Source organism: Shewanella sp. FDAARGOS_354, assembly GCF_002209245.2.
Taxonomy (GTDB): domain Bacteria; phylum Pseudomonadota; class Gammaproteobacteria; order Enterobacterales; family Shewanellaceae; genus Shewanella; species Shewanella xiamenensis.
The window spans coordinates 4,491,071-4,517,967 of record NZ_CP022089.2; the positions used below are offsets into that span (position 1 = coordinate 4,491,071).

The following is a 26,897-nucleotide window of genomic DNA, read 5'->3' on the forward strand; positions in this document are numbered from 1 at the left end:
TGTTAACTATCTTGAGATGTTTGTGCTGAAAAATACATGGTTTTTATTAGTAACAAAAGTTTAACTTTTTTCAGTGGGCCATTGACTTTGTTTCACAACACATTACCTTGAATATTGTTAATAAAAAGTTGAATTAAAGTAAATTAATTCCAACAATACTAAAGTTAGGGAATGCAAATGAAAAGACCTCAGATTCTACCCAATGCTTGTGCTATCGCGATCGCAATGGCGTTTGCCCCGAATGTTAGCTATGCAGCTGAAAATGGTGCTGATAAAGTTGAACGTATTGAAGTGACGGGTTCTCGTATTAAGCGTACCGATATTGAGGGACCGTCGCCGATACAATCCATCGGCAAAGAAGATATTGCTAACATGGGGTTTGACAACCTGCAGCAGTTACTCGAGCGGATGCCTGCGAACGGTGCAGGTGCTTTCTCTACGCGTGGTAACAGCCAAGACTCGACCGCAAACGGCGGAGCCTCGATCAGTTTACGTGGCTTAGGCCCTGACGCCACCCTGGTATTGATCAACGGTCGTCGTGTCGCGGCAAGTGCTTTTGCTGAAGGTATCACTAACTCCTTCGTCGACATTAACAACATTCCGGTTTCAGCGATTGAGCGAATAGATATTCTGAAAGATGGTGCGTCGGCGATTTACGGTTCCGATGCGATTGCGGGCGTAGTCAACATTGTCTTGAAAAAAGACATCGAAGGGATTGAGGTTAACTTAGGTTACGGCGACACCCCTGGTACGGGTTACGATGAAACCACTGCGAGTGTTGTCTGGGGAACCAAATCCGAAAAGGGCAGTGCATCTATTATCCTTGATTACTTTAAAAACGAAACGCTGTCAGCGACCGATTTAGGCCGTTTTGGCACTGCGGATCAAAGTCCTTATGGTGGTGAGGATTTTCGTTCTTCCCGTGGTTTCCCCGGTTATTTTTATGTTGATGGCGTGAAGACTATCGACCCATCCTGTCCGCCCGATCGCGCAACAGCCAGCGGCAGTTGTCTATTCGACTACGGCCCTTACAACCTAGTGATCCCTGAAGCTGAACGTATCGGGGCTATTGGTCAATTCGATTACCATTTCAATGACGATTTAACTGCTTTCCTCGAGTTAGCGGCGCAACATAACTCTTCTATTGCGGGTGGTGCGCCCACACCTCTGGATGAAGATGCGGCCTTAACTGTACCGGGTACCCACCCTAATAATCCTTGGGGCAAAGATATTGAAATCGGTCGTTTCCGTACTGTGGATGCGGGCGCACGCCGTTGGGATATTGAGTCTGATACCCTGCGTTTAGTTGCTGGGTTACGTGGCACTATCAAAACTTGGGATTGGGAAGCCTCGGTACAACGCGGCCGCAGTGAATCGATGCAAACTGGCGATCGTAGCCAAGGTTGGGTCAGAACCGATTATCTACAAGCTGAGATCGATGCTGGCCGCTACAATCCTTTTGGTGGCACGATGAACTCGCAGGATGTGATCGATGCCATCACGACTAGCCTTGTCCGCCAAGGTTTGTCGAGCATGACTTCATATGCGGCGAACATTTCGGGTCAAGCGTTCACGCTGGCGGACCGCGATATTATGATGGCAGCGGGTGTAGAATACCGTGAAGAAAGCGTGAGCGACGTGCCGGATGAACAATTCCAACGTGGGCTGATTTTCGGTACCGAAGCGGTTTCTGCGGCGGCCTCTCGTGACCAATACGCGGGTTATGTGGAGTTCTCTATTCCAGTGACGGATAACTTTGAGCTGCAACTTGCGGGTCGTTATGACCACTACAGCGATTTTGGTTCAACCACTAACCCTAAAGTGGCGTTCCAATGGGGGATTACCGATGAGCTGACGAGCCGTGGTTCTTGGTCAACGGGTTTCCGTGCACCTTCATTAGCACAAATCGGTTTAGGCCCATCTCGCGAAAGTAGCTTCTTTATCGATACTTATCGCTGCGCCGCCGATGGTGTGGATTGTGAAGCGCTCGACTACAACACTGAATTCCAAGGTAACTCTGAGTTGGATGCCGAAGAGTCAGAAACATGGAACTTGGGGATGATTTGGGCACCAAGCCAGAAGTTTGATATCGGATTCGATGTTTACAGCATTACTCAAGATAACAAGATCGATAAGCAGCCATTGGGTGATATTTACACCGCAAACTGTAATGATCAAAACAGTACTGTGTGTGAGCGTTTAGCACCGCAAGTGGGTCAAACCTTAGGTCCTATCAGCATTATTCACTCAAGCTTTATCAATTTAAGCTCGCAGGATGTGCAGGGTGTTGACCTGTCAACCCACTATGGTCTTGAGTTAGATAACTTTGGTGATTTGAAGTTTGGTCTAGAGTACAGCTACTTACATAACTTCGAAAAAGACGGTCTCGATTACACTGGCGAGTACAAGTTCCCACAACATCGCTGGTTACTCACCACGAACTGGACCATGGATAACTTCGCGGCCAACGTAAACCTGAGTTATATCGGTGAATTCGAAGATACTCCAGATATCGACTTTGATGGCGTGTTAGACTTCGAAACCAACAAGTCTCGTATGGTTGATGCACAGTTATTAGTTGATATGTCAGGTAGTTACCGTTTCAACGAGATGTTTAAGCTGACATTAGGCGTGAACAATGTGTTCGATGAAGAGCCACCGTTTGCGATTGGTGACGGTGATACCGACCTCTATGGTTATGTGATTTCTGTACACAACCCTATGGGACGTTATATCTATACCAAACTGACAATGAACTTCTAATGAGTCATTGGCCGAGTCATTTGAAACGGCGCTTCGGCGCCGTTTTTGTATTTTACTCTGCCGCGACAGAGTGTATCTTCGTTCTCGTTAATCAGTCATCACTAAAAGGACGTTAATATGATCACCTTATATGGCATGCCCCGCAGCCGTGCATTACGAGTCGCCTGGGTGCTAGAAGAGTTAGGCGCCGAGTGGGCCTTTTCGTTTGTGGATATGAATAAGGGCGAGCACCGAAGCGCCGCTTTCTTAACGCTCAATCCCTGTGGCAAAGTGCCTGTGTTAACCGATGATAATCTTGTGTTGTCTGAGTCTGCGGCTATTTGCCTGTATCTGGCGGAGAAATTTGGCAAGTTGTTACCTGAAGCGGGCAGTGCGGCATCGGGTCTGCATCATCAATGGGTGAGCTTTATTATTACCGAACTCGAGCAGCCTCTATGGACCCTAGGCAAGCATAAATTCGCACTGCCGGAAGCGCAGCGTCATCCTTCTATCATGCCTTGCGCTGTGTGGGAGTTTGATAAGGCGGCGGCCTTGGCTGAAGCTATGCTGCCCGATAGTGACTTTTTACTCGGTGACACCTTATCGGTTGCCGATATTCTGCTGGCACATACATTGATGTGGGGCACTTTATTTGAGCAGCAGATCCCGCCTAAATTGGCGGCGTATCGCGATAGAATTGCAGCGCGTCCTTCGCGTAAATCGGCGTTGGCCAAAATGGATGCTGTCGCTGCTGCGACGCAGGCTTAATCTGATTTAGGCATTAAAAACAAAAGGGTAGAAGATTCACTTCTGCCCTTTTGATTAAGTTATTTTGCGTTTATAGCTGAGTCGCCGCCCATTTCGCGCGGCTTTCACGGCTCTCACTTAAGCCATTTTGCTCACGGAATGCCTTGTAGGCTTCGACATCGAGATTGACTAAGCTAACATCCACTTCGAGCACCAGTTTACACTCTTTCTTAATGCGCCATGCCGCTGTGTTGTACAGCTCAGTTAACGGCAGCGAGCTTAAAAATTCCGGATTATATTGGGTGTAAACGGCCTGGGTTGGATACACCACGAAGGCCAAGTGACGCTTAGGCTCTTTCTTAAATAAGGCTTCGATGCCGTCTGTGGTATTGAGCACTTGCATCTCGATAATATCGTCGAGATCTAACAGCTTTTTCTGCGCCAGTTCAGGGGCCTGTGTCTCAGCATTTTCCCAGGCTAATACATCGGCTTCGCTGTGGTTGGTCAGTTGTCCTACTTGAGCCGCACTGAGGCTGAGTGATTGGCGTAAGTAGCTCATTTCGATGGCGTTCAAGCCAATATTTTTAGACATAATGCGGTTCTCAAGTTGATAAATATAAAATCTCGGTAAAATCAGTATTTGTTTTTAAGCCAAATATCTTCGACCCATTCCCAGAAGGATTCCCAATAAGTATCGGTAAAGTCACCGTTTTGCCAGAAATGAACTTGGCCATCCTGATCGATACAGTAAAAGTCATCGCCCAATTGGCAGATGGCAATCAAGTCCCTCGGCAAGCCGATTGACCAAGCATAGCAGGTGACTTCGGGTAAATAGGTGTGTGAATAGGGATCGGCTGCGGTCACAGGCTCAATCGCACCATAAATCACATCACTGGCATGGAGTAGGTATTCCTTTAATTCCCGTGGCAGCGGGATCAAAATCTGTTCCTCAACCTCCACTAACTGCTCGAATGTCGGTAACTCGAGTGGCACAGGTACGGTTTCACTGCGTTCTTGGAGTTGCTCAATAATGTCGTGCATGGAATGTCCTTAAGGGTCGCCTTATGGCGCGGGATTATATAGGGAAACAAGGCTGGATGCGAGGGAAGGGCAGTGAGCTTGTAGCTGGGATAGTTCGGCTTTTGTTTGCGTATTTGCAGCAGTGACGCTTTGGGCTAAGTCTGGTGTGACTCCGTAAAAAAAGCGCTGGCATCTGTTTTCACAAATAGCCAGCGCAACAGTGGAAGTGGTACAGCGTTAAACAGTTAAGCGATTAAACAAACGGGTGATTAAGCAACTGAGTTAGTCAGCAGCAGTCTTTCATCGACGCGTTTGTAGTTAAGCCAAGCTTTGTGATACAGCTTATGGGACTCTTGGCGCAGCTTAGCGATTTGTGCCGTTTCAAACTCACTTAATGCACGTTGCTGTTTTATCGCATTCGCTTCAATCTGCTGAACCTGTTCATAAACCTTGTGTTCTGGGCCGCTTTTAATGTCGGCAATATCCTTAAGGTGTAACTGGACCTCGGCAATCATGCCGCTTTCGGGCAAACGCACCAGTAAGTTAAGGTCGCGATAACCTGAGGCTTTAGGCTCGGCGAAACGGTTTTTCTGTTTTACGACCTGAGCTTGCTCGCTTAAGGCGTAATAGCTTTGCATCAGCTCAGAGATACTGTTACTGACGATGCTGGCACGGGCAAGGTCGGTGATCTGGCTTGCATCCCCCTTAAATTTACTGGCGACTTTCTCGGCGGCGCGTTGATAGCTTTTTACGTCGGGCAAAATCACCTGCGCCTGTGTATCCGCAGTGACTCGTTGCAATAAGTTACCTAGCTCATTTTGGGCAATAGGGGCATTTGAATACAATTTATCTAAACAGCTTAAAGATTGGCGTGGTGTGTCGAAGGTTTGGGTATTTAGTGCATATAGCCCTTGCAGATCATGGCTTTGAGCTTGCCTTGCGCTATAGCTGCTACGTTCGGCTCTGCTGTCATTGATATCTAGAGGATTGGCTACACCGGTGCGGGTCGATAATAAGAGTAGAAAGATAAAAAAGGTACGAAACAACTTATTCATAACGGCCTACTTCCTTATGGGAGTGATACACATCACAGGGATACCATAGGCTGACGTGGCTTAATTAAAGCTGAATCAATGATGAAGACTTGTTCATGTTTGGTTTATACCAATCGTATTAAATATCTGTTCATTCAGCGGGAGTTAAACGGGCTTTAGACAAGGCGAAGGCTTGAAGGCATAGTGGCGCTCTGTCGAAAGCCTTAAACGCAGTATAAAGCACGTTCAACCCCGCCCTGCGGGAGCCTCACAGGCATCTCACTCCCGTGTTACATTGACTTAAAAGGGAATAACCATTTCTGCGTCAATGCGCCTTGGATTGAGATGCCTGTGAGGCTCTGAACTGATTAACCTCAGATCTGGTTAAGCCAGCACTAAATTAGAGCTATCTAACAGTTCAAGCTCCTGAGCTGTTAGATTTAACGATGGCTTTTCTTCTTTTAAACAATATGCAATCAATCCACCAAGTAGATTGAGCATGAACCCATGCTCGCTGCGGTGTCTTGAGTGTTCAATATAGGAAATGTTCTTCAATTGGTCATTCACTGTTTCAATGATGAATCGCTTTTTTAAGATTGCTCTATCCCATAGAGAAATAAACTTTTTCTTCATGTTCTTACGAACTGTGGTGATTAACTCAACGCCCTTTTCCAAAAGCTCACCTGTTAGGGCTTGGCTAATATAGCCTTTATCACCATAAAGCTTACCAAAAAGAGACTCAGCCATTTCACTGACAGGTTGCCTGTCATCGACATTACCTTTCGTCAGTTTTAACGCTACAATTTCACCCAAGTGATTGATAATAAGATGCAGTTTAAATCCAAACGACCAGCCCATAGTTCCCTTTCCATGTTCGGCAATGCCTTCAAAAACCTTATTTCGCTTCGCTCGAATAATATGACAGACTTCAATTTTAGTGGAGTCGACAAACTGAATTCCCGTTGGCTTTCCAAGCTTTGAAGTCAGATAGCTACACATAGGGACAACGACGCTAGGCATTAATGCAAGGAAACGAGTGTAGCTCAACAACTCTGGAAAATAGGGTTTTAGCTGGCGACAAACATAGTGCAGATAATAATTTTTGAAATCTCGGTAATGTGATTGATGGAAATGAATGATAATGGTCATCACTTCTGCGGGAGAAAGGCGACAAGGTCTATTACGCTTCATTTCACCATTATCAAGCAATAAGCGTTGCCAATGTGGGATAAATAACTGACAGAAATCATCGACATCACAGTAAGTTTCAACTAGTTTGTTCATGCTCGTTCCTTTTTCTAATCACTCTTGGTCGAATGATCGGATCAGGGAACGAGCATTTAGTTCCTTTTGGGAGCTAAATTCTTATCCGAAGCTCAGGTTGATTAGATATTTAATGTGATTGGTATTAAGTTCACATTTTTCGCACCTAAAAAAATGGCACCGCTATTGTGAGCGGCGCCATTGCGCTTTCATGATTATGTCGCGTTAACTACAATCTTGAATTAATTTGGCATTACCAAATTTTCACGCGTTTCTCTGGCGCGATATACATAGCATCACCTGGTTTTACATCATAGGTGGTGTAGAACTCAGGCATGTTAGACAGTGCACCCAGTGCGCGGAATTCCGCTGGTGAGTGTGGATCTGTCGCTACGCGGTTACGCAGAGCTTCTTCTTTGGCTTTTGCACGCCAAATTTGCGTGAAGCCGATGAAGAAACGTTGGTCGCCAGTCAGGCCGTCGATAACCGGAGCTTCTTTACCATTGAGTGACTTTTTGTACGCGCGGTAAGCAATCGTCACGCCTGATAAGTCACCGATGTTTTCACCTAAGGTCAGGCTGCCGTTCACGTGCAGATCGTCAAACACATAGTAACCATCGTATTGTGCGATCAGGGCTTTACCACGGGCAGAGAATTCTTCTAAGTCTTTCGCTGTCCACCAGTCACGCATATTACCATCGCCATCGAACTTAGCACCTTGGTCATCGAAACCATGGCCCATTTCGTGACCAATTACTGCACCGATACCACCGTAGTTGACAGCGTCATCCGCTTCCATGTTGAAGAATGGTGGTTGCAGAATTGCAGCTGGGAACACGATTTCGTTCATGGTTGGGTTGTAGTAAGCGTTAACCGTTTGTGGGGTCATGTGCCACTCGTCTTTATCGATTGGTGCACCTAACTTAGCCAGCGACTTAGCGTGTTCAACTTCACTTGCGCGTACCGCGTTACCAATTAAATCATCGGCTTTGATGGTTAGCTTGCTGTAATCTTCCCACTTGTTTGGATAACCAATTTTCGGGTTGAATTTCGCTAATTTTTCGGCCGCAGCTTGTTTAGTCGTATCGCTCATCCAAGTCAGATCTTTGATGCTGTCGCCGTAGGCACCGCGTAGGTTTTCAACCAGTGCTTGCATACGCTCTTTAGCTTCAGGTGCGAAGTGACGCTTCACGTAGACTTTACCAACCACTTCACCTAATACGCCGTTAACTGCGGCAACACCGCGCTTCCAACGTGGCTCTTGTTCTTCTTGACCGTTAAGGATTTTAGAGAAGAAGGCAAAGTTTTCGTTGTCGAAGTCTTCGCTCAAGTTGCTCGCCGCGTGGGTCAGCACTTGCCATTGCATGTAGGTTTTCCAAGTTGCTAGATCGGTCGTTTTGAGGACTTCGTTCAGGCCTTGGATATAGCTTGGTTGGTTAACGATAATATCGGTTTGTTTGTCAGCACCTAATGCCGCTAAGTAGCCTGTCCAGTCGATATCTGGCGCTAAGCTTGGCAGATCTTTAACTTGATAAAGGTTATAGGATTTAGTGCTATCGCGGGTTTCAACCACATCCCAATGTTTAGCGGCAATGGCGGTTTCAAGTGCGAGGATAGATTCTGCACTGGCTTTTGGATTGGCAAGGCCAGCTAGCGTGAACATTTTTTCGATATGAGCAAGGTAAGCTTTACGAATATTAACGAAACGCTCTGACTCGTTAAAGTAGTAGTCTTTTTCTGGCAGGCTTAGGCCGTATTGATACAGGTGAGTCGCGTAACGGCTAGAGTTTTTTGCATCGATATCGATGTAGAAAGCCATTGGTGTACCCGCACCCATGATTTGGCTATGGGCGAAGTATTTAACCAGTTCGTTTTTATCTTTTAAAGCGTTGATGGCATCAAACTCGCCTTTGAGTGGCGTTACACCTAGTTTGTTTAATGTGGCAGTGTCCATAAATGAACGATAAAGATCGGCCACTTTTTGCTCGTCAGTGCCTTCGGCCAGGTTTGGCGTAGCTGCGACTTCTTCGATAATCGCTTTGACATCGTCACGAGATTTTTCACGCAGATCGTAGAAGGCTCCAATGCTGGTGCGATCGGCTGGAATTTCAGATTTTTTTAGCCAAGTACCGTTAACATATTTATAGAAATCGTCCTGTGGACGTACTGATTTATCAAAGTTTTCAAATTCGATACCAGAACCCAATGCTTTAGTGACAGCGGCAGCTGTAGCGGTTTTAGCGGTTTCGGGCGCGCTAACTTGTGCTGGTTTATCATTACAGGCAGTAAGGCCCGCGATAAGTGAGGCACACAGTCCCCCAATGAGTACTTTTCTCATGTCGTTTCCTTCGAGTTTGTTATTGTGCCCATATCAGGGGCTATTTGGGTTCTAAATGGGATTGCTTCAGGCGCAATGCAACGTATGTTAATGCTTTAGTGGGAATCGAAACAAGGTGATTACACTTTTAAAGATGGATTTATTATCTGGCAGTTGTAACTAAAAATTACCATAACTTAAATTGACCTAAAAAGCAGCAAACATACCGTATGCAAGCATTACCGAGTTAGTAGGTACTTATTTTATTTACGCCGACGCACTGATGTCGTTTTAGTTTAGACTTTGTCCTTTTATTGATTGGGCTCATAATACGTCAGTTTTCATTTATTGAAGTTGAGTCATCAAGTGCGTTTAGACAAATTTATCTGTGAGAGTACCTCACTTACACGTTCCCTAGCTAAAAAAGCCTTACACTGTGGTGAGATTACCTGTGACGGCGTTGTGGTCAAAGACTCAGGCTTTAAAGTGCTTGAGGGGATGCAAGTATGCCTTGACGGCGAGCCTATTTCCCTCGTTGGTGAGCGTTATCTTATGCTCAATAAACCCGTTGATACGATTTGCTCGACCATAGATGAAGCCTATCCATCGGTATTGAGTTTGCTGGATATCGAAAAGCCTGAAACATTACACATTGCAGGCCGTTTAGATGCCGATACGACAGGCTTGGTGCTTATCACCAGTGATGGTCAATGGTCGCATCGGATCACCTCGCCCAAAAAAGACTGTGGCAAGCGTTACTTAGTGACGTTAGCAGAGCCTGTGGATGAGAGTCTGATTGGCGTCTTTGCCGCTGGAGTGGAGCTTAGAAACGAGGACGGTCTGACAAAACCCGCGGTGCTTGAAATCATTGAGCCACAGTTGGTGCGTTTAACCATTACCGAGGGTAAGTATCATCAAGTAAAGCGGATGTTTGCCGCGGTGGGCAACCATGTGGTTGGCTTGCATCGTGAAAGTATTGGCAAAATTGAATTAGATTCCGAACTTGCCCTAGGCGAATGGCGCTATCTGACGAGCGAAGAAATCGCCTCGATTTAACACCGTTTGGCTAAAAAAATGCCGCTCCTGATGAGCGGCATTTTTATTGCTATTTTTATCGCTAATTCGCGTTTTCTGATAAGGCTATTGTTTTTTCAGGATAAGATTACCGCTAATGGTATCCATCTTCACACTGGCGCTACCAGCGCCCGTTTGGAAGCTTAAGGATTCATTCGGCACGTATTTTTGTCTTTGTGGCACATCTTGGCTCAAGCCGTTTTTGATTTTGCCGCCCGGGCCGCCATTGAGCTCGAAGCTGGCATCGGGCACATCGGCAAAGCTTAAAGTCATATCGCCACTGACACTTTCAAGATTAGCTTTATTAAAGACTTTGGCTAGTGACACTTGGGTGTCGCCGCTAACGGTACGTACATTAACTTCTTTAGCGGTTTTAAAGTCGCCATTAATTTCGCCTGAAACCTGCTCGACGTTGACTTTGTCGGCTAAGGTTTGGCTGCTGAGATCGCCACTGACTAAGCGGTATTTAATTTCGCCTTTGCTTTCAGAATCTTTAATCTCGCCAGAAACTGTATCTAACATCACTTTACCTGTTAATCCTTTGGTGGTGATATCGCCTGAGACAGTGTGTAACGTCGGATTACCCCCCAAATTATCGGCGCTGATATTACCGCTAACGGTATTGAGTTCAAGCTCGCCTTGGGTCTGGCTGATTTGTAGATTAGCTGAAATCGTATCGGCATTGAGCTTAACGGTTTTAGGTACTTTAATGGTGAGCTTTGAGCCATTGTTGTCACTGCCGTTATAGTGGCGTGGCATTTTATCTTCGATATTCAGATTGTTACCTTTCTGCTCAAAGACAAAACCTTCGCTTAGCTCATCCAAAGTGCCGGTCACGCTGACTTCATTTTTATCCCAGCTTTGAATTTGCACGTCGCCCCGTTGGATTTTGATTTGCAGCAGAGTATCGCTGCTAATGGGTAACTGCTTATCCACACTTTCAGCGGCGAACACGCTGCCCATAAGACCAAGGTAAAGTGTTGACACTAATAGACTGGTTTTCGTGAGGGTAAAATGGCTCATATGCTATTTCCTTGTGTTGAGTTTTGAATCGGAAGTTTTTGGCCTTGTTGTAGCAAATCGAGTTCACGTTGTTGCACCCAAAGCCAGAGTTGCCAAAGTTGTTTGTCGGTTGGATTAGCCTGTAATGCTTGATAAATCTGTTCGCCTGCACGACGTAATTCCGCTAAGCCTTGCTCTAACGGAGCGCTAAAGCGGCTCGTTTGCCAAGCGACTACCGTTGGGGTCTGTGCGAGGCTCGTCACCTGGGCTTGATGTGTCTGGGCTATTTGGCTTAGCAAAGCTTGCAGCACTTGCTCATCATCCGCAGCTTGGCTGGCGATTTGTTCTGGGAGCGAGGTTTTTACCGGAGCTTGAGTGTAGAACCCGAAGAACACCGCCAGCACTATAGTTGCGGCAATCGCCCATTGCGCGCCTTGCAGTCGCGGCGCTTGGCGACTCGCTGGTTGCGACGCTAATGGCTTATCCATGCGTTTTTCGATGCCTTGCCAAAGATCCCGTTCGGGCGTTAGTGTTTTGGGAGCATCATCAATCAACTGCTGGAGCTTGGCCTCGCGAGCATTATTAGATAAGGACATTACAGCATCTCCTGTAGTAATTGCTTGGCTCTGTGGTACTGGGTCTTACTGGTTCCCACGGCAATACCAAGTAATTGTGCAATTTCTTCATGTTGATAGCCTTCAATCGCGCAGAGTACAAACACGATACGCGCCCGCTCTGGCAGTTTTAGGATCAACTTGTCTAACCCTTGATAATGTTCATCGGCGCTTGAATGTTCATCGTCACTCTCCATTGGGATAAAACGTGCCCAAAACGACTTTTGCTTACGGATAAAGCTCAGTGCCTGATTCACGCAAATGCTGTGTAACCAAGTGGAGAACTGACTCTCTCCCCTAAATTGCGGCAATTTCTGCCACACCAAAATAAAGCACTCTTGGGTGATTTCTTCTGCCTGCGAGGCTTGGCCAGATAACCGCAGTGATAGGGCATATATCCTTGGATGATGGTGTAAATACAGCTGCTTAAATGCGGCTCTATTACCTTGGCTAGCCAAGGTGATGAGGTCAAATTCTGACATTGCATTGTTGAGTGGGAGTCTCCCTGCCGTCACAGCCTTTTCCTGTCATCTGAGTGAATGTTTATAGATTGGACGCTCTGAAAAGCACAAAAGGTTTGTATCTGATAAAAATAAATTTTTTATCAGTTCATTTAGCATCACTTGTTCGAGTTTTATAGTAAAATTAGTGGCAAAAATTTAGAGTTAAGTTTATGAACTTACAGGTTTTATACCAGTTGGTATTCTGAATCATAACTCTATGAAAGTAAAATCACAGATTATACTTCCATAGTTAGACACTTCTCTTGGCTGTTAATGTGAATCGAAAGATGGAGAAAGTTCAGAAGCGGATAAAACAATAAATGAAAAATGAACTTTTTATGTCAGGACAATATTTTCTGTAAAAGACGTGACTCCCAACTATCTTTTAATAGATGTTATTTATTAGGGGCTTTTTATGTTAATCCGCTCGAAATTGTTACTCAGTGCTGCCGTATCTGTAACGGCCGTGATAGCCATGTTTGGATTGCAGCTTTATACAAATTCAGTTGAGTCGGAACTCTCCCACGCGGCGCAAAACGTGCTCGAACTTGAGCGTGACGTGTTGTTACTGCGTAAAAATGAAAAGGACTTTTTTGGCCGTAAAGATATTCAATATGTTGAAAAACATAAACAAGTTCATGCCTCAATTGATGACATGATTCCTAAGCTTGAAAAAATCTTTAAAAAATACGATGTACCTATTACTTCCCTCGAAAGTTTTGACCGCAATTTAAATCAATATCAACAGGCCTTTAATGAGGTTGTTCAACTGCAACAAGAAATTGGCTTAACACCCAAAACAGGTCTCTATGGCACCTTAAGAACTGCGGTGCATAATGTGGAATCCATGCTGAAGGAATACGATCAACTTTCTTTGCAAGTTGCCATGTTGCAGCTTAGACGCAATGAAAAAGATTTTATGTTGCGCCGCGAAATGAGCTATGTCGAGACCTTCGATGCCAATATTACTTTGTTTAATAACAGCTTAAGGGCATCAAGTTTAGATATTGATGCGCAAAATAAAATTGTTGCATTGATCGAACAATATCAAAAAGACTTTAAAAGCCTCGTTAGTAAAGAGCAGCAACTGGGTTTAGATGAAAAACAGGGCACGATGGCACAGTTAATCGCCGCGAATAAATTAACAGAATCTAGCGCCGATGAGCTGCATAAACTTGCTCTTAAATCTATCGAAGATACAGAAAAGAGCAGCAGGAATATTGGAATCGCTGTCTTTCTGATGATTGCATTAATCCTCGGCATAATTACTTACCTAATAATCCGTAGCATTATTAACCCCGTTGCGCGCATTACACAGGTCATTTCACGCATCGAAGTGAGTAAAAACTTAACCCTAAGATGCGATGCATCAACGCAAGATGAGTTAGGCGAAATTGCACAGCATTTCAATAGCATGGTGGGTAGTTTCCAGCAGCTTATCGAGCAGGTTATTGACTCTGTCTCTACTATCAACACCTCAAGTAAGAGTGTCTCAGAGAATGCCATGCTTGCTTCTGAAGGTGTTGCGCAGCAACTTAACGAAACCGATATGGTGGCTACCGCGATTACCGAAATGGGCGCCACCATTGATGAAATCGCTAAAACGACCGAGCTTGCGGCACTCAAAGCGGGTAAAACCCATGATAACGCTCAGTTGGGGCAAACTGAGGTAGAGCAGACGATTCTTAAAATTAGACAGTTATCTGAGCAAATTAATACGAGTGCTTCAGTAGTGGACGAGCTTGAGCGCGATAGCGAAACCATTGGCAGTGTGCTTGATGTGATCCGCGGCATTGCTGAGCAAACCAACTTACTCGCATTGAATGCTGCGATTGAAGCGGCGCGTGCTGGAGAGCAGGGGCGTGGATTTGCTGTTGTGGCTGATGAGGTGCGTAGTCTAGCGATGCGAACTCAGACATCGACACAGGAGATTGCTAATATTATTCAAACCTTGCAAAGTCGAACCCGTTCTATTGTGCAATTAATGGATGCGAGCCAAAAACAAGGTGCAGAGAGTGCTGAGCAGGCCGCAGCAGCGGGGGAATTACTAAAGCTTATCAATAATGACGTTCGAAACATTATGGATATGAGTACGCAGATTGCTGCTGCAATTGAAGAGCAAAGTATGGTGGCTGCTGAAGTGAATAAGAATGTTGTGGTTATCCGCGATATCGCGGAGCAATCTTCCCATGCCGCCGATGCTAATGCTTCGGCATCGGACGAGTTAAGAACCCGAGCCGAGTATTTGGTGAGTGCTGTGAGCCATTTTAAGATCTAAACGACGCACCTTGGGGGGCGTTTCTATAGCATTTTGAGGCGCGGTTTGTGGATGGATAAGGCAGAAGTCGATTCAATCCTAAAATGTAAACTAAGACCAAAGCTAAAACGCGCAAACAAAAAACGCACCTTGAGGTGCGTTTTTTTATGCAAGTGCCGTAAGATTAGTGGCTGAACATTGCAGAGATAGACTCTTCGTTGCTTACACGGCGAATGGCTTCCGCCAATACTGCCGACATCGTCAGTTGAGTCACTTTCGCCACTTTCAGCATTTCAGGGCTTAAAGGTACGGTATCTGTGACGATCACTTCATCGATCACTGAGTTGGTGATATTTTCAGCCGCTTTGCCAGAGAACACTGGGTGAGTTGCGTAAGCAAATACGCGGTTTGCACCATGTTCTTTCAGGGCTTCAGCCGCTTTACACAGAGTGCCGCCTGTGTCGATCATATCGTCAACGATAATGCAGTCACGGCCTTGAACATCGCCGATAATGTGCATCACTTGTGCAACGTTTGCCTGTGGACGACGTTTATCGATAATGGCCAAATCAGAATCATCTAACAGTTTTGCCACTGCGCGAGCACGAACCACGCCACCGATGTCAGGAGAGACAACCACAGGGTTATCTAACTTCTTCGCAACCATGTCTTCTAATAGCACTGGGCTACCAAATACGTTATCAACAGGAACGTCGAAGAAGCCTTGGATCTGCTCAGCGTGTAAATCACAGGTTAAAACGCGGTCAACACCGACGCTAGACAGGAAGTCAGCAACCACTTTTGCCGTAATAGGTACACGTGCGCTGCGGACGCGACGGTCTTGACGAGCATAACCAAAGTAAGGAATAACAGCAGTGATACGACCAGCAGATGCACGGCGTAGCGCATCAACCATCACGATCAGTTCCATGAGGTTATCGTTAGTCGGCGCGCAGGTGGATTGGATGATAAACACATCGGCACCACGTACATTTTCGTTGATTTGGACACTGATTTCACCATCGCTGAAACGACCAACCACTGCGTCTCCGAGTTTACAAAATAGACGATCGGCTATCTTCTTAGCGAGACTGGGGGTGGCATTCCCAGCAAAGAGCTTGATGTCGGGCACTGTATGAACCTCAGGCGTTTGCTTTATATTTTAGTGGCTAGAGCAACGACGATGCGGGGACGGGAGCGGACCCGTGGGCTATCGTGAAAAAAGTTGCTCTAGAAGAAAGTAGTTTATGGACGATTGAGTCGCACTATGAGCGGCGAAATATTCATCCCTTTTGCAACAAATCCTTGCATATCAGACGGTAATTTCGCCAAGGCTGCGAGAGCTTGCTGCTGCGACGAAAACTCCCCAAACACGCATGCGCCCGTTCCGGTCATTCTCGACGGCGCATATTCTAGCAGCCAGCCTAAGGCCTTGGCAACTTGAGGGTATTTAGATACGACCAGTTCTTGGCAATCATTTCTCCAAGATTGGCTCAGTAAAGTATCAATACCAAGCTTAGGCGTATTACGCGGCAGCTGCGGATCTTGGAATACCGCTGCGGTGGAAACATGGGCGTCAGGGGCAATGATTAAATACCATAATTCAGCGGGATTAACCGTCTGTAAACACTCTCCAACTCCCTCGGCAAATGCAGCGAAACCATGAATAAAAACAGGGATATCGGCACCGAGTTTTAATCCAATTGCCGCTAATTCATCATGAGACAATTGGGTATTCCATAACTGATTCAAGGCGACAAGTGTGGTGGCTGCATCCGAGGAGCCACCGCCTAAACCGCCGCCCATGGGCAGACGTTTATCGAGCCAGATTTCTGCACCGCCAGGATAACCTGTAGATTGTTGCAGTGATTTTGCGGCTCGCAGAATTAAGTTATCGCTATCCGCGACAACGTTTGACATGTCCGAGTGCAAAATCAGTTCAGGTGTGTCAGTGACTCGAAAGTCGAGTTGATCGCAACAGTCAACAAATTGAAACAGGGTTTGCAACTCATGGTAACCGTCACTGCGGCGTCCGTTGATATGCAAAAACAGATTGAGTTTGGCGGGAGCTGGCCAATTTCGTGAAATCTCTTGGGACATGCTAAGGTTTTTCTCCGAGCAGTATTGAGGGTTTACCTAAGGCTTGCCATTGATTGAGCTGAAGCTTGAGCTGTAAATCACCGCGTTCGAGCGTTAATTGGTAAGGCACCTTAGCGCCACTTTGGGATTGCCAGCTTAAAAATGTGACTAACCAAGGTGGTGGCGTTTGCACATTTTGCAGTTGCTTAGTTTGACCTGTACTATCAACGACGATAACACGATCTAAACTGCCAGTTTGTCCTGTGATCCACAGGGGCAAATCATTAATCGGGATGGACCAGCCGCTGACGCGTTCAAGCAAGGCTTGGGCGTTATTATCACGAAAATCTTTGCCATCAATATGTAGGTGAGCCGAGTGAGGCGTCGCCTCCAAAGTCAATACTGTAGTACCTAACATCGTCGTGAGCGTGAGCTCGTCGCGCTCCTCGCTGTGGCGCCAATAGAGATTGGCACTGAGCTTATCTTCAGGTGTGCGGATAGCGAGTTTACCCTGTAGCTCCCACGCTTTAGCTTGGGCTGCATTATCGACCGTAATAGGGCTGAGATCGGTCATAGGCGGCAGTGTTTCACAGCCGCCTAAAAACAATAGTCCGCTCAAGGCGATACAAGAGAAAATGGATTTTGTGAAGCGCTTCAAATTATTCATCTATAACTGATATACCAAAGTCCTTATGATACGAGGGCTTGGAAAGAATACCAATGCCATTTGTAAAATTTCCATTGGCAGTCACTTGGGATAACTTCAGTCGTGCTAATCGGTAATTGTCTATCATTGATAGAAAATTTAGGTAAGAAGTTAGACCTTTATTCGGTTTTGTTAAGCGTATTCTGTTTTTAGTTGGGCCAATTCAGTAGAATGCCCTTATTAAGATAGACGCCAAGAATCTAGAAAAGAGTCAGATGAGCCTTGTAGCAATCGGTATTAACCATAAAACAGCCACGGTAGACCTGCGTGAGAAAGTCGCCTTCTCTCCAGACACAATTCATGATGCCATGAAGAGTCTGGCCAGTCGTACGCGCTCCGGTGAAGCCGTTATCGTCTCGACCTGCAATCGCACTGAGTTGTATTGTAACAATGGCGATGAGGCCGATATCATTGAATGGCTTGAAGAATTTCATGGCCTAGAGCATAAAGATGTCGCGCCCTGCCTCTACAATTATCACGGACAAGAGGCGGTGAGGCATTTGATGCGCGTTGCTTCGGGTCTTGACTCGTTGATCCTGGGTGAGCCGCAGATTCTTGGTCAAGTTAAACAAGCCTTTGTCAAAGCCAAAGAAGCCGGCACTGTCGCCTTAACTATTGACCGCTTGTTTCAAAATACTTTCTCTGTTGCTAAAAAAGTGCGTACCGAAACCGAAATCGGTGCCGCAGCTGTCTCGGTGGCCTTTGCCGCCGTGAGCATGGCAAAACATATCTTCTCTTCGTTGTCGACCACTAAGGTGTTGTTAATTGGCGCTGGTGAAACCATTGAGCTGGTGGCTAAACATCTTAAGGATAACGGTGTTGCCTCTATGGTGGTGGCAAACCGTACTTTAGAGCGCGCTCAAAGCATGTGTGAAGAGTTCAATGCCACGGCAATTACGCTGGCACAGATACCAGATTTTCTCCCTAAAGCCGATATCGTGATATCCTCTACCGCCAGCCCGCTACCAATCCTTGGTAAAGGCATGGTAGAAAAAGCGCTAAAGCAGCGTCGCCATCAACCTATGTTATTGGTTGATATAGCAGTTCCCCGGGATATTGAGCCGGAAGTCGCCGATTTGGACGATGCGTTTCTGTATACAGTGGACGACCTGCATAGCATTATTGAGCAGAATAAGGCTTCCCGTAAGGAGGCCGCCGAGCAAGCTGAATTAATTACTGAAGAACAATCTCACCTCTTTATGGAGTGGGTGCGTTCTTTAGAGTCGGTCGATAGTATTCGCGAGTATCGCAGCCAGAGCATGGCGATAAAGGATGAGTTAGTGGAACGCGCCCTGAATAAATTAGCGCAGGGGGGCGACACTGAGCAGGTATTGATTGAACTAGCCAATCGCCTGACCAATAGACTCATTCACGCACCCACCCAAGCCCTCACGGTGGCGAGCCGTCAGGGGGATTTGAATACATTAGGTCAGTTAAGAACAGCGCTCGGATTAGATAAAAACTAAGGTTAGCGAGTTAAATGAAGGAATCCGTTATCCGCAAGCTGGAAGGCTTGCTTGAGCGCAATGAAGAAGTCTTAGCTTTGCTTGGTGATGCGTCCGTTATCGCCGATCAGGAGCGTTTTCGCGCGTTATCCAAAGAATATTCTCAGTTAGAAGAAGTGGTTGCAGGCTTTAAAGCCTACCAGCAAGCACAGGCGGATCTCGAGTCTGCCAAGGAAATGCTGGAAGAAGATGACGCTGAAATGCGCGAAATGGCGCAGGAAGAAATCAAGGCGGCTAAAGCTGAACTCGAGCGTCTCGAAGCCGAGCTGCAAATTCTGTTATTACCAAAAGATCCTAACGACGATACCAACGCCTTTATCGAAATTCGTGCCGGTGCGGGTGGCGACGAAGCCGCAATCTTCGCGGGTGATCTGTTCCGAATGTATAGCCGTTATGCCGAAGCCAACCGTTGGCAGCTCGAGATCATGAGCTCGAACGAAGGCGAACACGGTGGCTTTAAAGAAATCATCGTTAAAGTCAGTGGTGAAGGTGCCTACGGTAAACTCAAGTTTGAATCCGGCGGTCACCGTGTTCAACGTGTGCCTGAAACTGAATCTCAGGGCCGTGTACATACCTCAGCCGTAACTGTAGTAGTCATGCACGAAGTGCCTGAAGCGGAAGCGATTTCAATCAACCCAGCCGATCTGAAGGTCGATACCTTCCGTTCATCGGGCGCGGGTGGTCAGCACGTTAACAAAACCGATTCTGCCATTCGTATTACTCACATTCCCACCGGGATTGTTGTGGAATGTCAGGACCAACGTTCACAGCATAAAAACCGCGCTCAAGCGATGAGCGTGTTAGCTGCGCGTATCCAAGCCGTTGAAGACGAAAAGCGCCGCAGCGCCGAAGAGTCGACTCGCCGTAGTCTGGTGGCCAGTGGTGACCGTTCTGAGCGTGTACGTACCTATAACTTCCCGCAAGGCCGCGTGAGTGAACACCGTATCAACTTAACCTTGTATCGCTTAAACGAAGTGATGGAAGGTGACTTGGATGCGATTTTAGGACCGCTGATGCAAGAACATCAGGCAGATTTATTAGCCGCACTCGCTGACGAGCAGGGGTAATTTTGGCTGATCAATCCTGTATCGCCGAGGCCCTGCAATGGGCCTATGTACAGCTAGCTTCAACCTCTGAATCCGCCCATTTGGATGCAGAGGTTTTATTATTGTATTGCCTCAATAAGAATCGTGCTTATCTGTACACTTGGCCTGAAAAAGCCTTGAGCGTAGAACAGTGGAAACGTTTCCAGCAAATGGTGCAACGGCGTCAGCAAGGCGTACCTGTGGCTCACATTGTTGGCGAGCGTGAGTTTTGGTCACTGCCCTTTATTGTGAATGACACGACCTTGATCCCTCGTCCTGATACTGAGATCCTCGTCGAATCCGCCCTCAACCTACCCCTTGAAAGTCACGCAAAAGTGCTCGATCTGGGAACGGGAACCGGCGCGATTGCACTGGCTTTGGCTTCTGAACGCGCCGAGTGGCAAATTACCGCGGTGGATAAAGTGGAAGATGCGGTCGCGCTGGCAAAGGCGAATCGCACTAATCTGAAGCTTGAACAGGTTGAGATACTACAAAGCGATTGGTTTAGCGCTATCACTTCCCGTGACTTTGATTTAATTGTTTCCAATCCGCCCTATATTGATGAGGCCGACGAGCATTTACATCAAGGTGATGTGCGTTTTGAGCCGCAAAGTGCGCTCACCGCCGCCGATGAAGGGTTTGCTGATCTTTACTACATTGCAAAAACTGCTCGAGATTATTTAAAGCCCAATGGTTATATATTGCTTGAGCATGGTTTTGAACAAGCAGTAAAACTCAGGGCAAAACTCACAGAGCTAGGTTACCAAAATGTCGCTACCGTGCGGGATTTTGGCAGCAACGATAGATGCACTATGGGTAAGTGGATGGGTTTGATTGGCATTTAAAATTTAATCCAGTCCTGCAAAGCACTAAACAACGCCATTGCTTATTTATCAATGGCGTTTTTATTTGTGTATCGGTTGAGATGGGTCGCTTTTGGCAAGTGCCCGGCTCAATATCTTCAAAATCAGTTTTAAGCTTAGGAACAAGCTATAACACCTTGACCATAAAGAATTTACTGCCGGTTTCGGGATAGGCTTGCTGTACCCACTGCACACGATATCCGTGGCGCTCATAGAAAGGTTTTGCTTGAAAATCTAAGGTATCGAGCAGAACAAATTGGCAGCCGCGTTGTTTGGCTTTGCTTTCTGCCTCGAGTAATAAGCGTGAGCCGATGTTTTGCTGGCGTAATGCTTCATCCACCCACAGATAGTCGATTAAGAACCAATTGCCGAAGGTCTTGCCGCTTAAGCCCGCAAGTAAGGTGCCTTGCTCATCCTGCAACTTTAAGCCTAGGTTTTGGCGTTGCAGCGTTTGCCAGTGCTGCTGATTAAATTCGACGATTTTTTGCTTTACCGTGTCGGCAAACTCGGTGGACTCATCGTCAATTATCATTAAATTCATCATGGTTTCCTGCAAAGTGCGCGACGGGGCCCGTCTGTGAATCTCGAGTGTTAGGCATTGGTCTGGCGTTATGATTAGGGTAAACTAGCGCCTTTGTCACTGGCCATAAGTATCACAATGGAAACTTTTTACAGTCTTTATCCTGCTGTTAAGCACCTGCACTTAACCTTAATTGCCGTGAGTGTGCTGTTTTTTGTCGTTCGTTTTGTGTTGCATTTACGTCAGTCAGCACTGATGGGCAAGAAAGTATTCAAAATCGCGCCCCATGTTATCGACACTTTTTTACTGCTGTCGGGCTTAACCCTGTGCTTTATGATCAAGCAATATCCCTTTGTGGACCCTTGGTTGACCGAAAAGATTGGCGCTGTCGTTGCTTATATTGCCTTGGGTGTAATTGCAATAAAAGCCAACAGAAACAAACTTTTCAAAGTATTCGCCTTTCTCGGCGCTATAGGTTGGTTGGTCTACGCGGCTAAATTGGCGCATTTTAAACAAGCGGTATTATTGGGTTAATGGGTAAATACACTCTGCAAGATGGCATTTCTTTGCCCGAGTCGGCATTGGATGTTGGTGCTCACCTTGGCTTTTCAAACCTCGAAGTGGCGAAATGGGCTTGGTTTGAATTGGCTGGAGCCGTATTAAGTCATTATCTGGTAGATCAACAGCAACGCTTAAAGGCTTTGTTTCGTTGGTTTTATCAGGATTTGGGGTTCTGTGTTCGCGACAATTACTTCAGCACCGAAGCGGCGGACTTGGGCACTTGTCTTATCACTAAACAGGGTAATAGCACCACGCTGGCAACGGTATTGATGCTACTGGCCAAGCAGCTCGATTTAGAGCTCGAGGCCCTGCTATTACCGGGTAATACCGTGCTTCGCAGTAACGTTGGTGGCGTTGTTCGTTATCACGATCCGCTGACGGGCAAAGAGCTGACGAAACACCAGCTGCATGTGTTAGTGCGCGGTGAGTTGGGTAATGCGGCTGAACTTAAGCCAAGTTACTTAAAGGCGGCGTCGGTAAAGAAGCTGATTTCGCGTATGCTGCATGAGCTTAAGGCGGGGTGTATCGTGTCGCATCAATTTGAGGCGGCGATGGAATGTTGCAACTTGCTGCTACAGTGGCATCCAGATGATGTGCACTTAAATCGGGAGCGCGCCTTTATTGCCCAGCAGCTGGGGTGTATCAATGTCGCGGCGGCCGATCTGCAACACTTTGTTGATAACAGCCCGCATGATCCTGTTATCGAAATCGTCAAAATGCAGCTCAAAGAGCTCAGTGAACACGCTGAAATCTATCACTAAATCTTAAAGGAGAGTCTTATAGGCTCTCCTTGTTCCTTAAAAAACAATAATAACTGGGTGAATGGGAAGTTTGCCCACTAACTGCAAACGGCAGTTTTTAGCATAAATACAATAACAACTGTACCAAACAGGGAGAATACACATGGCAAGCACGGCATTAGTCACCAATGACGCGGTGGCGCTGGGAATATTGGCAACCATTCTGGGATTTGTGTTTTATACCAGCAGTAGTAGTCATCCATTTTGGCAAAAGTTTTACCGTTTTATTCCTGCGTTATTACTCTGCTACTTCTTGCCATCGTTGTTAAACACCTTTGGGGTGATCGATGGTCACACATCGCAGCTTTACTATGTGGCCTCGCGCTACCTATTGCCCGCCTGTTTGGTGTTATTGATTTTAAGTGTGGATTTAAAAGCCATCTTAGGACTTGGGCCTAAGGCGGTGATCATGTTTTTAACTGGGACGGTCGGTATTGTGATTGGCGGGCCGATTGCGTTGCTCGTGGTGTCCTTTATCGAGCCCTCATTAATTGGTGTTGATAGCCCTGATGCGGTGTGGCGTGGCATGACGACCCTCGCTGGGAGCTGGATTGGCGGCGGTGCGAACCAAGCCGCGATGAAAGAAATATATGAAGTGGGCGGCAATATCTTCTCAGTAATGGTGACAGTTGATGTGATTGTGGCCAATATCTGGATGGCGGTATTGTTGTTTATGGCGTCAAAGGCCAAGGAAATTGATGCTAAAACCGGTGCGGATACGACGGCGATTGAAACTTTAAAGAACAAGGTTGAGCAGTATCACGCTGAAAATGCGCGTATTCCAAGCCTGCGTGATTTGATGCTGATTGTGGCCGTTGGTTTTGGCATCACGGGCGTGGCCCATATTGCCGCCGATTTCCTCGGCCCTTATTTTGAGGCCAACTACCCTTGGACTGAGGATTACAGCTTAACCTCTAAGTTCTTCTGGTTAGTGGTGATTGTGACCACCATTGGTCTGGCCATGTCCTTTAGCCCTATGCGCCATTTAGAGGCGGCGGGGGCTTCTAAGGTGGCGTCGGCGTTCTTGTATATTTTGGTGGCGACCATTGGTTTACATATGGATGTAAGCAAGGTCCTTGATACACCGCTATATTTTTTAGTGGGCATTATTTGGATGATAGTGCATGCTGGCTTTATGTTATTGATTGCTAAATTAATTAAGGCTCCATTGTTTTATATGGCCGTGGGCAGTCAGGCAAACGTGGGTGGAGCTGCATCGGCGCCAGTTGTGGCGGCGGCGTTCCATCCTGCTTTAGCCCCTGTAGGGGTATTGTTAGCCGTATTCGGTTATGCGCTGGGCACCTATATGGCGTGGCTCTGTGGTCAGTTACTGCAAGTCGTCGCGGTATAGTTGCCTTAGCTCCTGTTCAGCGCTGGTAAGGTTCCAGCATTTTAGAGAGAAGTTGCGATGAGTAATAAAATCATAAACCTAGGTTCAATCGAGATCGCTAACGATAAACCTTTCGTGTTGTTTGGTGGCATGAACGTGCTTGAGTCTCGCGATCTCGCTATGTCGATTGCTGAAACCTATGCCGAAGTGACGCAAAAACTGGGTATCCCCTATGTTTTCAAGGCGTCGTTCGACAAGGCTAACCGCTCTTCTGTTAACTCTTACCGTGGTCCGGGCATGGAAGAAGGCTTAAAGATTTTTGAAGAAATCAAAAAGACTTTCAATCTGCCACTCATTACCGATGTGCATGAGCCTTACCAATGTGCACCCGTTGCTGAAGTGGTTGATATTATTCAGTTGCCTGCTTTCTTAGCGCGCCAAACAGACCTTGTTGTCGCCATGGCGAAAACGGGCGCTATCATCAACGTGAAAAAGCCGCAGTTTTTAGCCCCCCACGAAATGCGCCATATCATCACTAAGTTTAATGAAGCGGGTAATGATGAAATTATCCTGTGTGAACGTGGTTCATGCTTCGGTTACAACAACCTAGTAGTAGATATGCTGGGTATGGACGAGATGAAGCAATCGGGTTATCCGGTGATTTTCGACGCCACCCACGCATTGCAACGCCCTGGTGGCCGTGCTGATTCAGCGGGAGGCCGTCGTGCTCAGGCGACTGAATTAGCCCGTAGTGGCATGGCATTAGGATTAGCAGGTCTGTTTATCGAAGCTCACCCAGATCCAGATAACGCTAAGTGTGATGGTCCATGTGCGTTACCTTTGCACCAGTTAGAAAATTATCTGAAGCAGATGAAAGCGATGGATGATTTAGTCAAATCCTTCGAGCCAATTGATACCAGCAAGTAAAAAAAGAGAGGTTAAATTAACCTCTCAAAAATAGCTGGGGAGCTTTTGAAGTCAGGCAATAAATTGATTGCCAATAATCATGATGAATAAAGCTTGCGATGAGATGTGACGAGAGGCGATTTCCACGCCTCTCTGAACTAGTACATCTGAGCTTGAGTTACTTAGTTTCTAACGCATGTTTTGCCGCATTAGTGCCTGCAATTTTTCCAAAAATCACAGTGTCTGCAACGGCATTGCCACCTAAGCGATTATACCCATGTACACCACCTGTGACTTCGCCAGCAGCAAACAAGCCGACTAATGGTTTACTTTGAATATCGAGCACTTCAGCTTTGGTATCAATGGCGACACCACCCATAGTATGGTGGATACCAGGAGCCACTTTTACGGCATAAAAAGGCGCCTTTTCTAGTGGCAATGGCATTTGTTCGCGAGCAAACTCTTCATCTTTACCTTGTTTAAAATAACGATTGTAGTTTGAAACCGTTTTTTCTAATGAGCTTTCTTTCATGCCTGTAATTTTAGCAAGTTCAGAAACTGTATTTGCTTTTTCAAGCATATCTAAATGGTCATATCCCTGAACCATTTTAGCTTTTTTATAAAGCTCATTATCAAAGACTAACCAAGCACTGAAGAATCCCCTGATGATTTACAAATAAATCATCAAATTAGAGTGGAAGCGCATCTTGTTGCATGATCAAATGGTTTCGCTAAAAACTACACTTGGACAACAAGATGCGCGAAGCCAATATCCTACAACATTCTTTACACCAATACTGCCCAGAACTTCACCTAAAACGATTAAACAGCTTGATGCTGGCCTCTAAGGCACTGATTGAATGTAAGACACTGACCTTGACTGAGTTAGGTCGAAATTTACCAACCACGGCCCGAACCAAGCACAACATCAAGCGCATTGATCGTTTGCTCGGCAACACGCATCTGCATCAAGAACGGTTAGCTGTCTACCAATGGCATGCCAGCCTCATCTGTTCTGGTAACCCTATGCCGATTGTGCTCGTCGATTGGTCAGACATCCGAGAGCATAAACGCATCATGGCTCTGCGCGCCTCAATAGCCTTCAATGGCCGCTCTATTACCCTGTATGAGAAGTCCTATCCCCTATCAGAACAATGCTCTAAGGCCTCCCACAACGGTTTTTTAGCGGACTTAGCCAAGATTTTACCTTTGCATGTTACCCCTCTCATCGTGACTGACGCGGGGTTCAAAGTGCCTTGGTACAAAGAGGTTGAGGCGCATGGTTGGTTTTGGCTAAGCCGTATTCGCGGTACAGTTCAATTTGCAGATATTGGCGCTGAAAATTGGCGTGCAGTTCGCAGTACACATGACTTGGCCAACGGTCAAGCGAAGAGCCTGGGTTGTAAGACCTTGACCAAAACTAACCCTATCAATTGCCATCTCACGCTTTATCGTAGCAAACCTAAGGGGCGTACAAATCAGCGTTCAACGAGGACTAATTGCCACCATCCATCGGCAAAAACGTACTCAACATCGGCGAAAGAGCCTTGGGTGTTAGCCAGCAATTTACCACCAGAATCTCGGAGCCCAAAGCAGCTGGTAAACCTGTACGCCAAACGTATGCAAATAGAGGAAACCTTTCGTGACCTCAAAAGCCCGGCATACGGCTTTGGCTTACGCCAAAGTCGTACCAACAGTCCAGAGCGATTCGACATCATCCTACTGATAGCGTTGATGGTTCAATGCCTGTTGTGGCTAGTTGGTTTACACGCACAGCAACAGGGCTGGGATAAGCATTTTCAGGCCAATACCATTGGGCATCGAACGGTACTCTCAACGATTCGCTTGGGATTGGAGGTGCTCAGGCGGCCTGATTATCAAATCACGGAGAAAGAATTGCTGGCGGCCTGGGTATTATTCGCCAATCAGTTGCTCAAATATGGCTATGCTATGGCTGATTTATGAGGGG

Annotated in this window: 25 protein-coding genes; 12 read left to right on the plus strand and 13 right to left on the minus strand. The window is 46.5% G+C overall.

Annotated elements, in window-relative coordinates:
- Positions 1 to 177 precede the first annotated feature (177 nt).
- A complete protein-coding gene (locus tag CEQ32_RS20245; protein WP_037422221.1) occupies positions 178 to 2,763 on the plus strand; it encodes a TonB-dependent receptor plug domain-containing protein in 2,586 nt (861 codons plus the stop codon).
- A 117-nt stretch (positions 2,764 to 2,880) separates the two neighbouring features.
- Entirely contained in the window at positions 2,881 to 3,510 is a 630-nt protein-coding gene (locus CEQ32_RS20250) for a glutathione S-transferase family protein (RefSeq protein ID WP_055647715.1), read from the plus strand.
- 70 nt (positions 3,511 to 3,580) lie between these two features.
- Here CEQ32_RS20250 and CEQ32_RS20255 read toward each other — a convergent pair whose 3' ends face one another.
- The 5 genes from CEQ32_RS20255 to CEQ32_RS20275 form a co-directional block, all read right to left on the minus strand.
- Complete coding sequence (locus tag CEQ32_RS20255) at positions 3,581 to 4,081, minus strand: DUF4447 family protein (RefSeq protein ID WP_011623924.1); 501 nt, start codon at positions 4,079 to 4,081, stop codon at positions 3,581 to 3,583.
- Positions 4,082 to 4,122: 41 nt separating this feature from the next.
- Positions 4,123 to 4,530: an SMI1/KNR4 family protein gene (locus CEQ32_RS20260; protein WP_011623923.1), complete on the minus strand. Its 408-nt coding sequence runs from the start codon at positions 4,528 to 4,530 to the stop codon at positions 4,123 to 4,125.
- Positions 4,531 to 4,778: 248 nt separating this feature from the next.
- The gene (locus CEQ32_RS20265; protein WP_088586707.1) at positions 4,779 to 5,564 is read right to left on the minus strand and encodes a RelA/SpoT domain-containing protein; all 786 of its coding nucleotides are present in this window, start codon (positions 5,562 to 5,564) and stop codon (positions 4,779 to 4,781) included.
- A 363-nt stretch (positions 5,565 to 5,927) separates the two neighbouring features.
- Complete coding sequence (locus tag CEQ32_RS20270; RefSeq protein WP_088585327.1) at positions 5,928 to 6,827, minus strand: IS982 family transposase; 900 nt, start codon at positions 6,825 to 6,827, stop codon at positions 5,928 to 5,930.
- A gap of 232 nt (positions 6,828 to 7,059) precedes the next feature.
- Positions 7,060 to 9,144 carry a M13 family metallopeptidase gene (locus CEQ32_RS20275; RefSeq protein WP_088586708.1) on the minus strand — a complete coding sequence of 695 codons (2,085 nt, stop codon included), beginning with the start codon at positions 9,142 to 9,144 and terminating at the stop codon, positions 7,060 to 7,062.
- A gap of 327 nt (positions 9,145 to 9,471) precedes the next feature.
- On the opposite strand from CEQ32_RS20275, the gene rsuA reads away from it, so the two are divergent.
- Entirely contained in the window at positions 9,472 to 10,179 is a 708-nt protein-coding gene (gene rsuA, locus CEQ32_RS20280; RefSeq protein ID WP_192959134.1) for a 16S rRNA pseudouridine(516) synthase RsuA, read from the plus strand.
- 84 nt (positions 10,180 to 10,263) lie between these two features.
- Here rsuA and CEQ32_RS20285 read toward each other — a convergent pair whose 3' ends face one another.
- From CEQ32_RS20285 to CEQ32_RS20295, 3 genes are read right to left on the minus strand one after another with little or no spacing between them, the layout of a single operon-like run.
- The gene (locus tag CEQ32_RS20285; protein WP_088586709.1) at positions 10,264 to 11,220 is read right to left on the minus strand and encodes a DUF4097 family beta strand repeat-containing protein; all 957 of its coding nucleotides are present in this window, start codon (positions 11,218 to 11,220) and stop codon (positions 10,264 to 10,266) included.
- On the minus strand, positions 11,217 to 11,795 hold the full coding sequence (locus CEQ32_RS20290; RefSeq protein WP_037427854.1) for an anti-sigma factor: 579 nt from the start codon (positions 11,793 to 11,795) through the stop codon (positions 11,217 to 11,219). Before CEQ32_RS20290 ends, CEQ32_RS20285 begins: the two co-directional genes overlap by 4 nt.
- Positions 11,795 to 12,328 (minus strand): RNA polymerase sigma factor, encoded by a 534-nt coding sequence (locus CEQ32_RS20295; RefSeq protein WP_037422238.1) that lies wholly within the window; start codon positions 12,326 to 12,328, stop codon positions 11,795 to 11,797. Before CEQ32_RS20295 ends, CEQ32_RS20290 begins: the two co-directional genes overlap by 1 nt.
- Positions 12,329 to 12,731: 403 nt before the next feature.
- On the opposite strand from CEQ32_RS20295, the gene CEQ32_RS20300 reads away from it, so the two are divergent.
- Positions 12,732 to 14,594, plus strand: a complete 1,863-nt coding sequence (locus CEQ32_RS20300) for a methyl-accepting chemotaxis protein (protein WP_088586710.1) — start codon at positions 12,732 to 12,734, stop codon at positions 14,592 to 14,594.
- A gap of 163 nt (positions 14,595 to 14,757) precedes the next feature.
- Here the strand turns inward: CEQ32_RS20300 and CEQ32_RS20305 are convergent, their stop codons facing one another.
- The 3 genes from CEQ32_RS20305 to lolB form a co-directional block, all read right to left on the minus strand.
- Positions 14,758 to 15,705 carry a ribose-phosphate pyrophosphokinase gene (locus CEQ32_RS20305; RefSeq protein WP_037422243.1) on the minus strand — a complete coding sequence of 316 codons (948 nt, stop codon included), beginning with the start codon at positions 15,703 to 15,705 and terminating at the stop codon, positions 14,758 to 14,760.
- A 113-nt stretch (positions 15,706 to 15,818) separates the two neighbouring features.
- Positions 15,819 to 16,673, minus strand: coding sequence for a 4-(cytidine 5'-diphospho)-2-C-methyl-D-erythritol kinase (gene ispE, locus CEQ32_RS20310; RefSeq protein ID WP_055647719.1), 855 nt, complete (start codon positions 16,671 to 16,673; stop codon positions 15,819 to 15,821).
- Between the two features lies 1 nt (position 16,674).
- A complete protein-coding gene (gene lolB / locus CEQ32_RS20315) occupies positions 16,675 to 17,319 on the minus strand; it encodes a lipoprotein insertase outer membrane protein LolB (protein ID WP_088586711.1) in 645 nt (214 codons plus the stop codon).
- A 254-nt stretch (positions 17,320 to 17,573) separates the two neighbouring features.
- Here lolB and hemA point away from each other — a divergent pair, with 254 nt between their 5' ends.
- From hemA to prmC, 3 genes are read left to right on the plus strand one after another with little or no spacing between them, the layout of a single operon-like run.
- Complete coding sequence (gene hemA, locus CEQ32_RS20320) at positions 17,574 to 18,824, plus strand: glutamyl-tRNA reductase (protein ID WP_037422253.1); 1,251 nt, start codon at positions 17,574 to 17,576, stop codon at positions 18,822 to 18,824.
- Between the two features lie 14 nt (positions 18,825 to 18,838).
- Entirely contained in the window at positions 18,839 to 19,930 is a 1,092-nt protein-coding gene (prfA, locus tag CEQ32_RS20325) for a peptide chain release factor 1 (protein ID WP_011715925.1), read from the plus strand.
- Positions 19,931 to 19,932: 2 nt separating this feature from the next.
- A complete protein-coding gene (gene prmC, locus CEQ32_RS20330) occupies positions 19,933 to 20,793 on the plus strand; it encodes a peptide chain release factor N(5)-glutamine methyltransferase (RefSeq protein WP_037427846.1) in 861 nt (286 codons plus the stop codon).
- 145 nt (positions 20,794 to 20,938) lie between these two features.
- Here prmC and CEQ32_RS20335 read toward each other — a convergent pair whose 3' ends face one another.
- On the minus strand, positions 20,939 to 21,352 hold the full coding sequence (locus CEQ32_RS20335) for a GNAT family N-acetyltransferase (RefSeq protein ID WP_037422261.1): 414 nt from the start codon (positions 21,350 to 21,352) through the stop codon (positions 20,939 to 20,941).
- 117 nt (positions 21,353 to 21,469) lie between these two features.
- Here CEQ32_RS20335 and CEQ32_RS20340 point away from each other — a divergent pair, with 117 nt between their 5' ends.
- The 4 genes from CEQ32_RS20340 to kdsA all read left to right on the plus strand — a co-directional run bounded on the left by CEQ32_RS20340 (position 21,470) and on the right by kdsA (position 24,949).
- A complete protein-coding gene (locus tag CEQ32_RS20340; protein WP_088586712.1) occupies positions 21,470 to 21,865 on the plus strand; it encodes a SirB2 family protein in 396 nt (131 codons plus the stop codon).
- Positions 21,865 to 22,653 (plus strand): tetratricopeptide repeat protein, encoded by a 789-nt coding sequence (locus CEQ32_RS20345; protein ID WP_088586713.1) that lies wholly within the window; start codon positions 21,865 to 21,867, stop codon positions 22,651 to 22,653. Before CEQ32_RS20340 ends, CEQ32_RS20345 begins: the two co-directional genes overlap by 1 nt.
- Before the next feature lie 142 nt (positions 22,654 to 22,795).
- Positions 22,796 to 24,043: a DUF819 domain-containing protein gene (locus tag CEQ32_RS20350; RefSeq protein WP_023268500.1), complete on the plus strand. Its 1,248-nt coding sequence runs from the start codon at positions 22,796 to 22,798 to the stop codon at positions 24,041 to 24,043.
- A gap of 57 nt (positions 24,044 to 24,100) precedes the next feature.
- A complete protein-coding gene (gene kdsA / locus CEQ32_RS20355; protein ID WP_088586714.1) occupies positions 24,101 to 24,949 on the plus strand; it encodes a 3-deoxy-8-phosphooctulonate synthase in 849 nt (282 codons plus the stop codon).
- A gap of 157 nt (positions 24,950 to 25,106) precedes the next feature.
- On the opposite strand, the gene CEQ32_RS20360 is transcribed toward kdsA, so the two are convergent.
- Positions 25,107 to 25,535 carry an FAD-binding protein gene (locus CEQ32_RS20360; protein WP_088586715.1) on the minus strand — a complete coding sequence of 143 codons (429 nt, stop codon included), beginning with the start codon at positions 25,533 to 25,535 and terminating at the stop codon, positions 25,107 to 25,109.
- A gap of 149 nt (positions 25,536 to 25,684) precedes the next feature.
- Between CEQ32_RS20360 and CEQ32_RS20365 the strand changes: the two genes are divergently transcribed.
- Positions 25,685 to 26,893 (plus strand): IS4-like element IS10A family transposase, encoded by a 1,209-nt coding sequence (locus CEQ32_RS20365; RefSeq protein ID WP_001206290.1) that lies wholly within the window; start codon positions 25,685 to 25,687, stop codon positions 26,891 to 26,893.
- Positions 26,894 to 26,897: the final 4 nt, after the last annotated feature.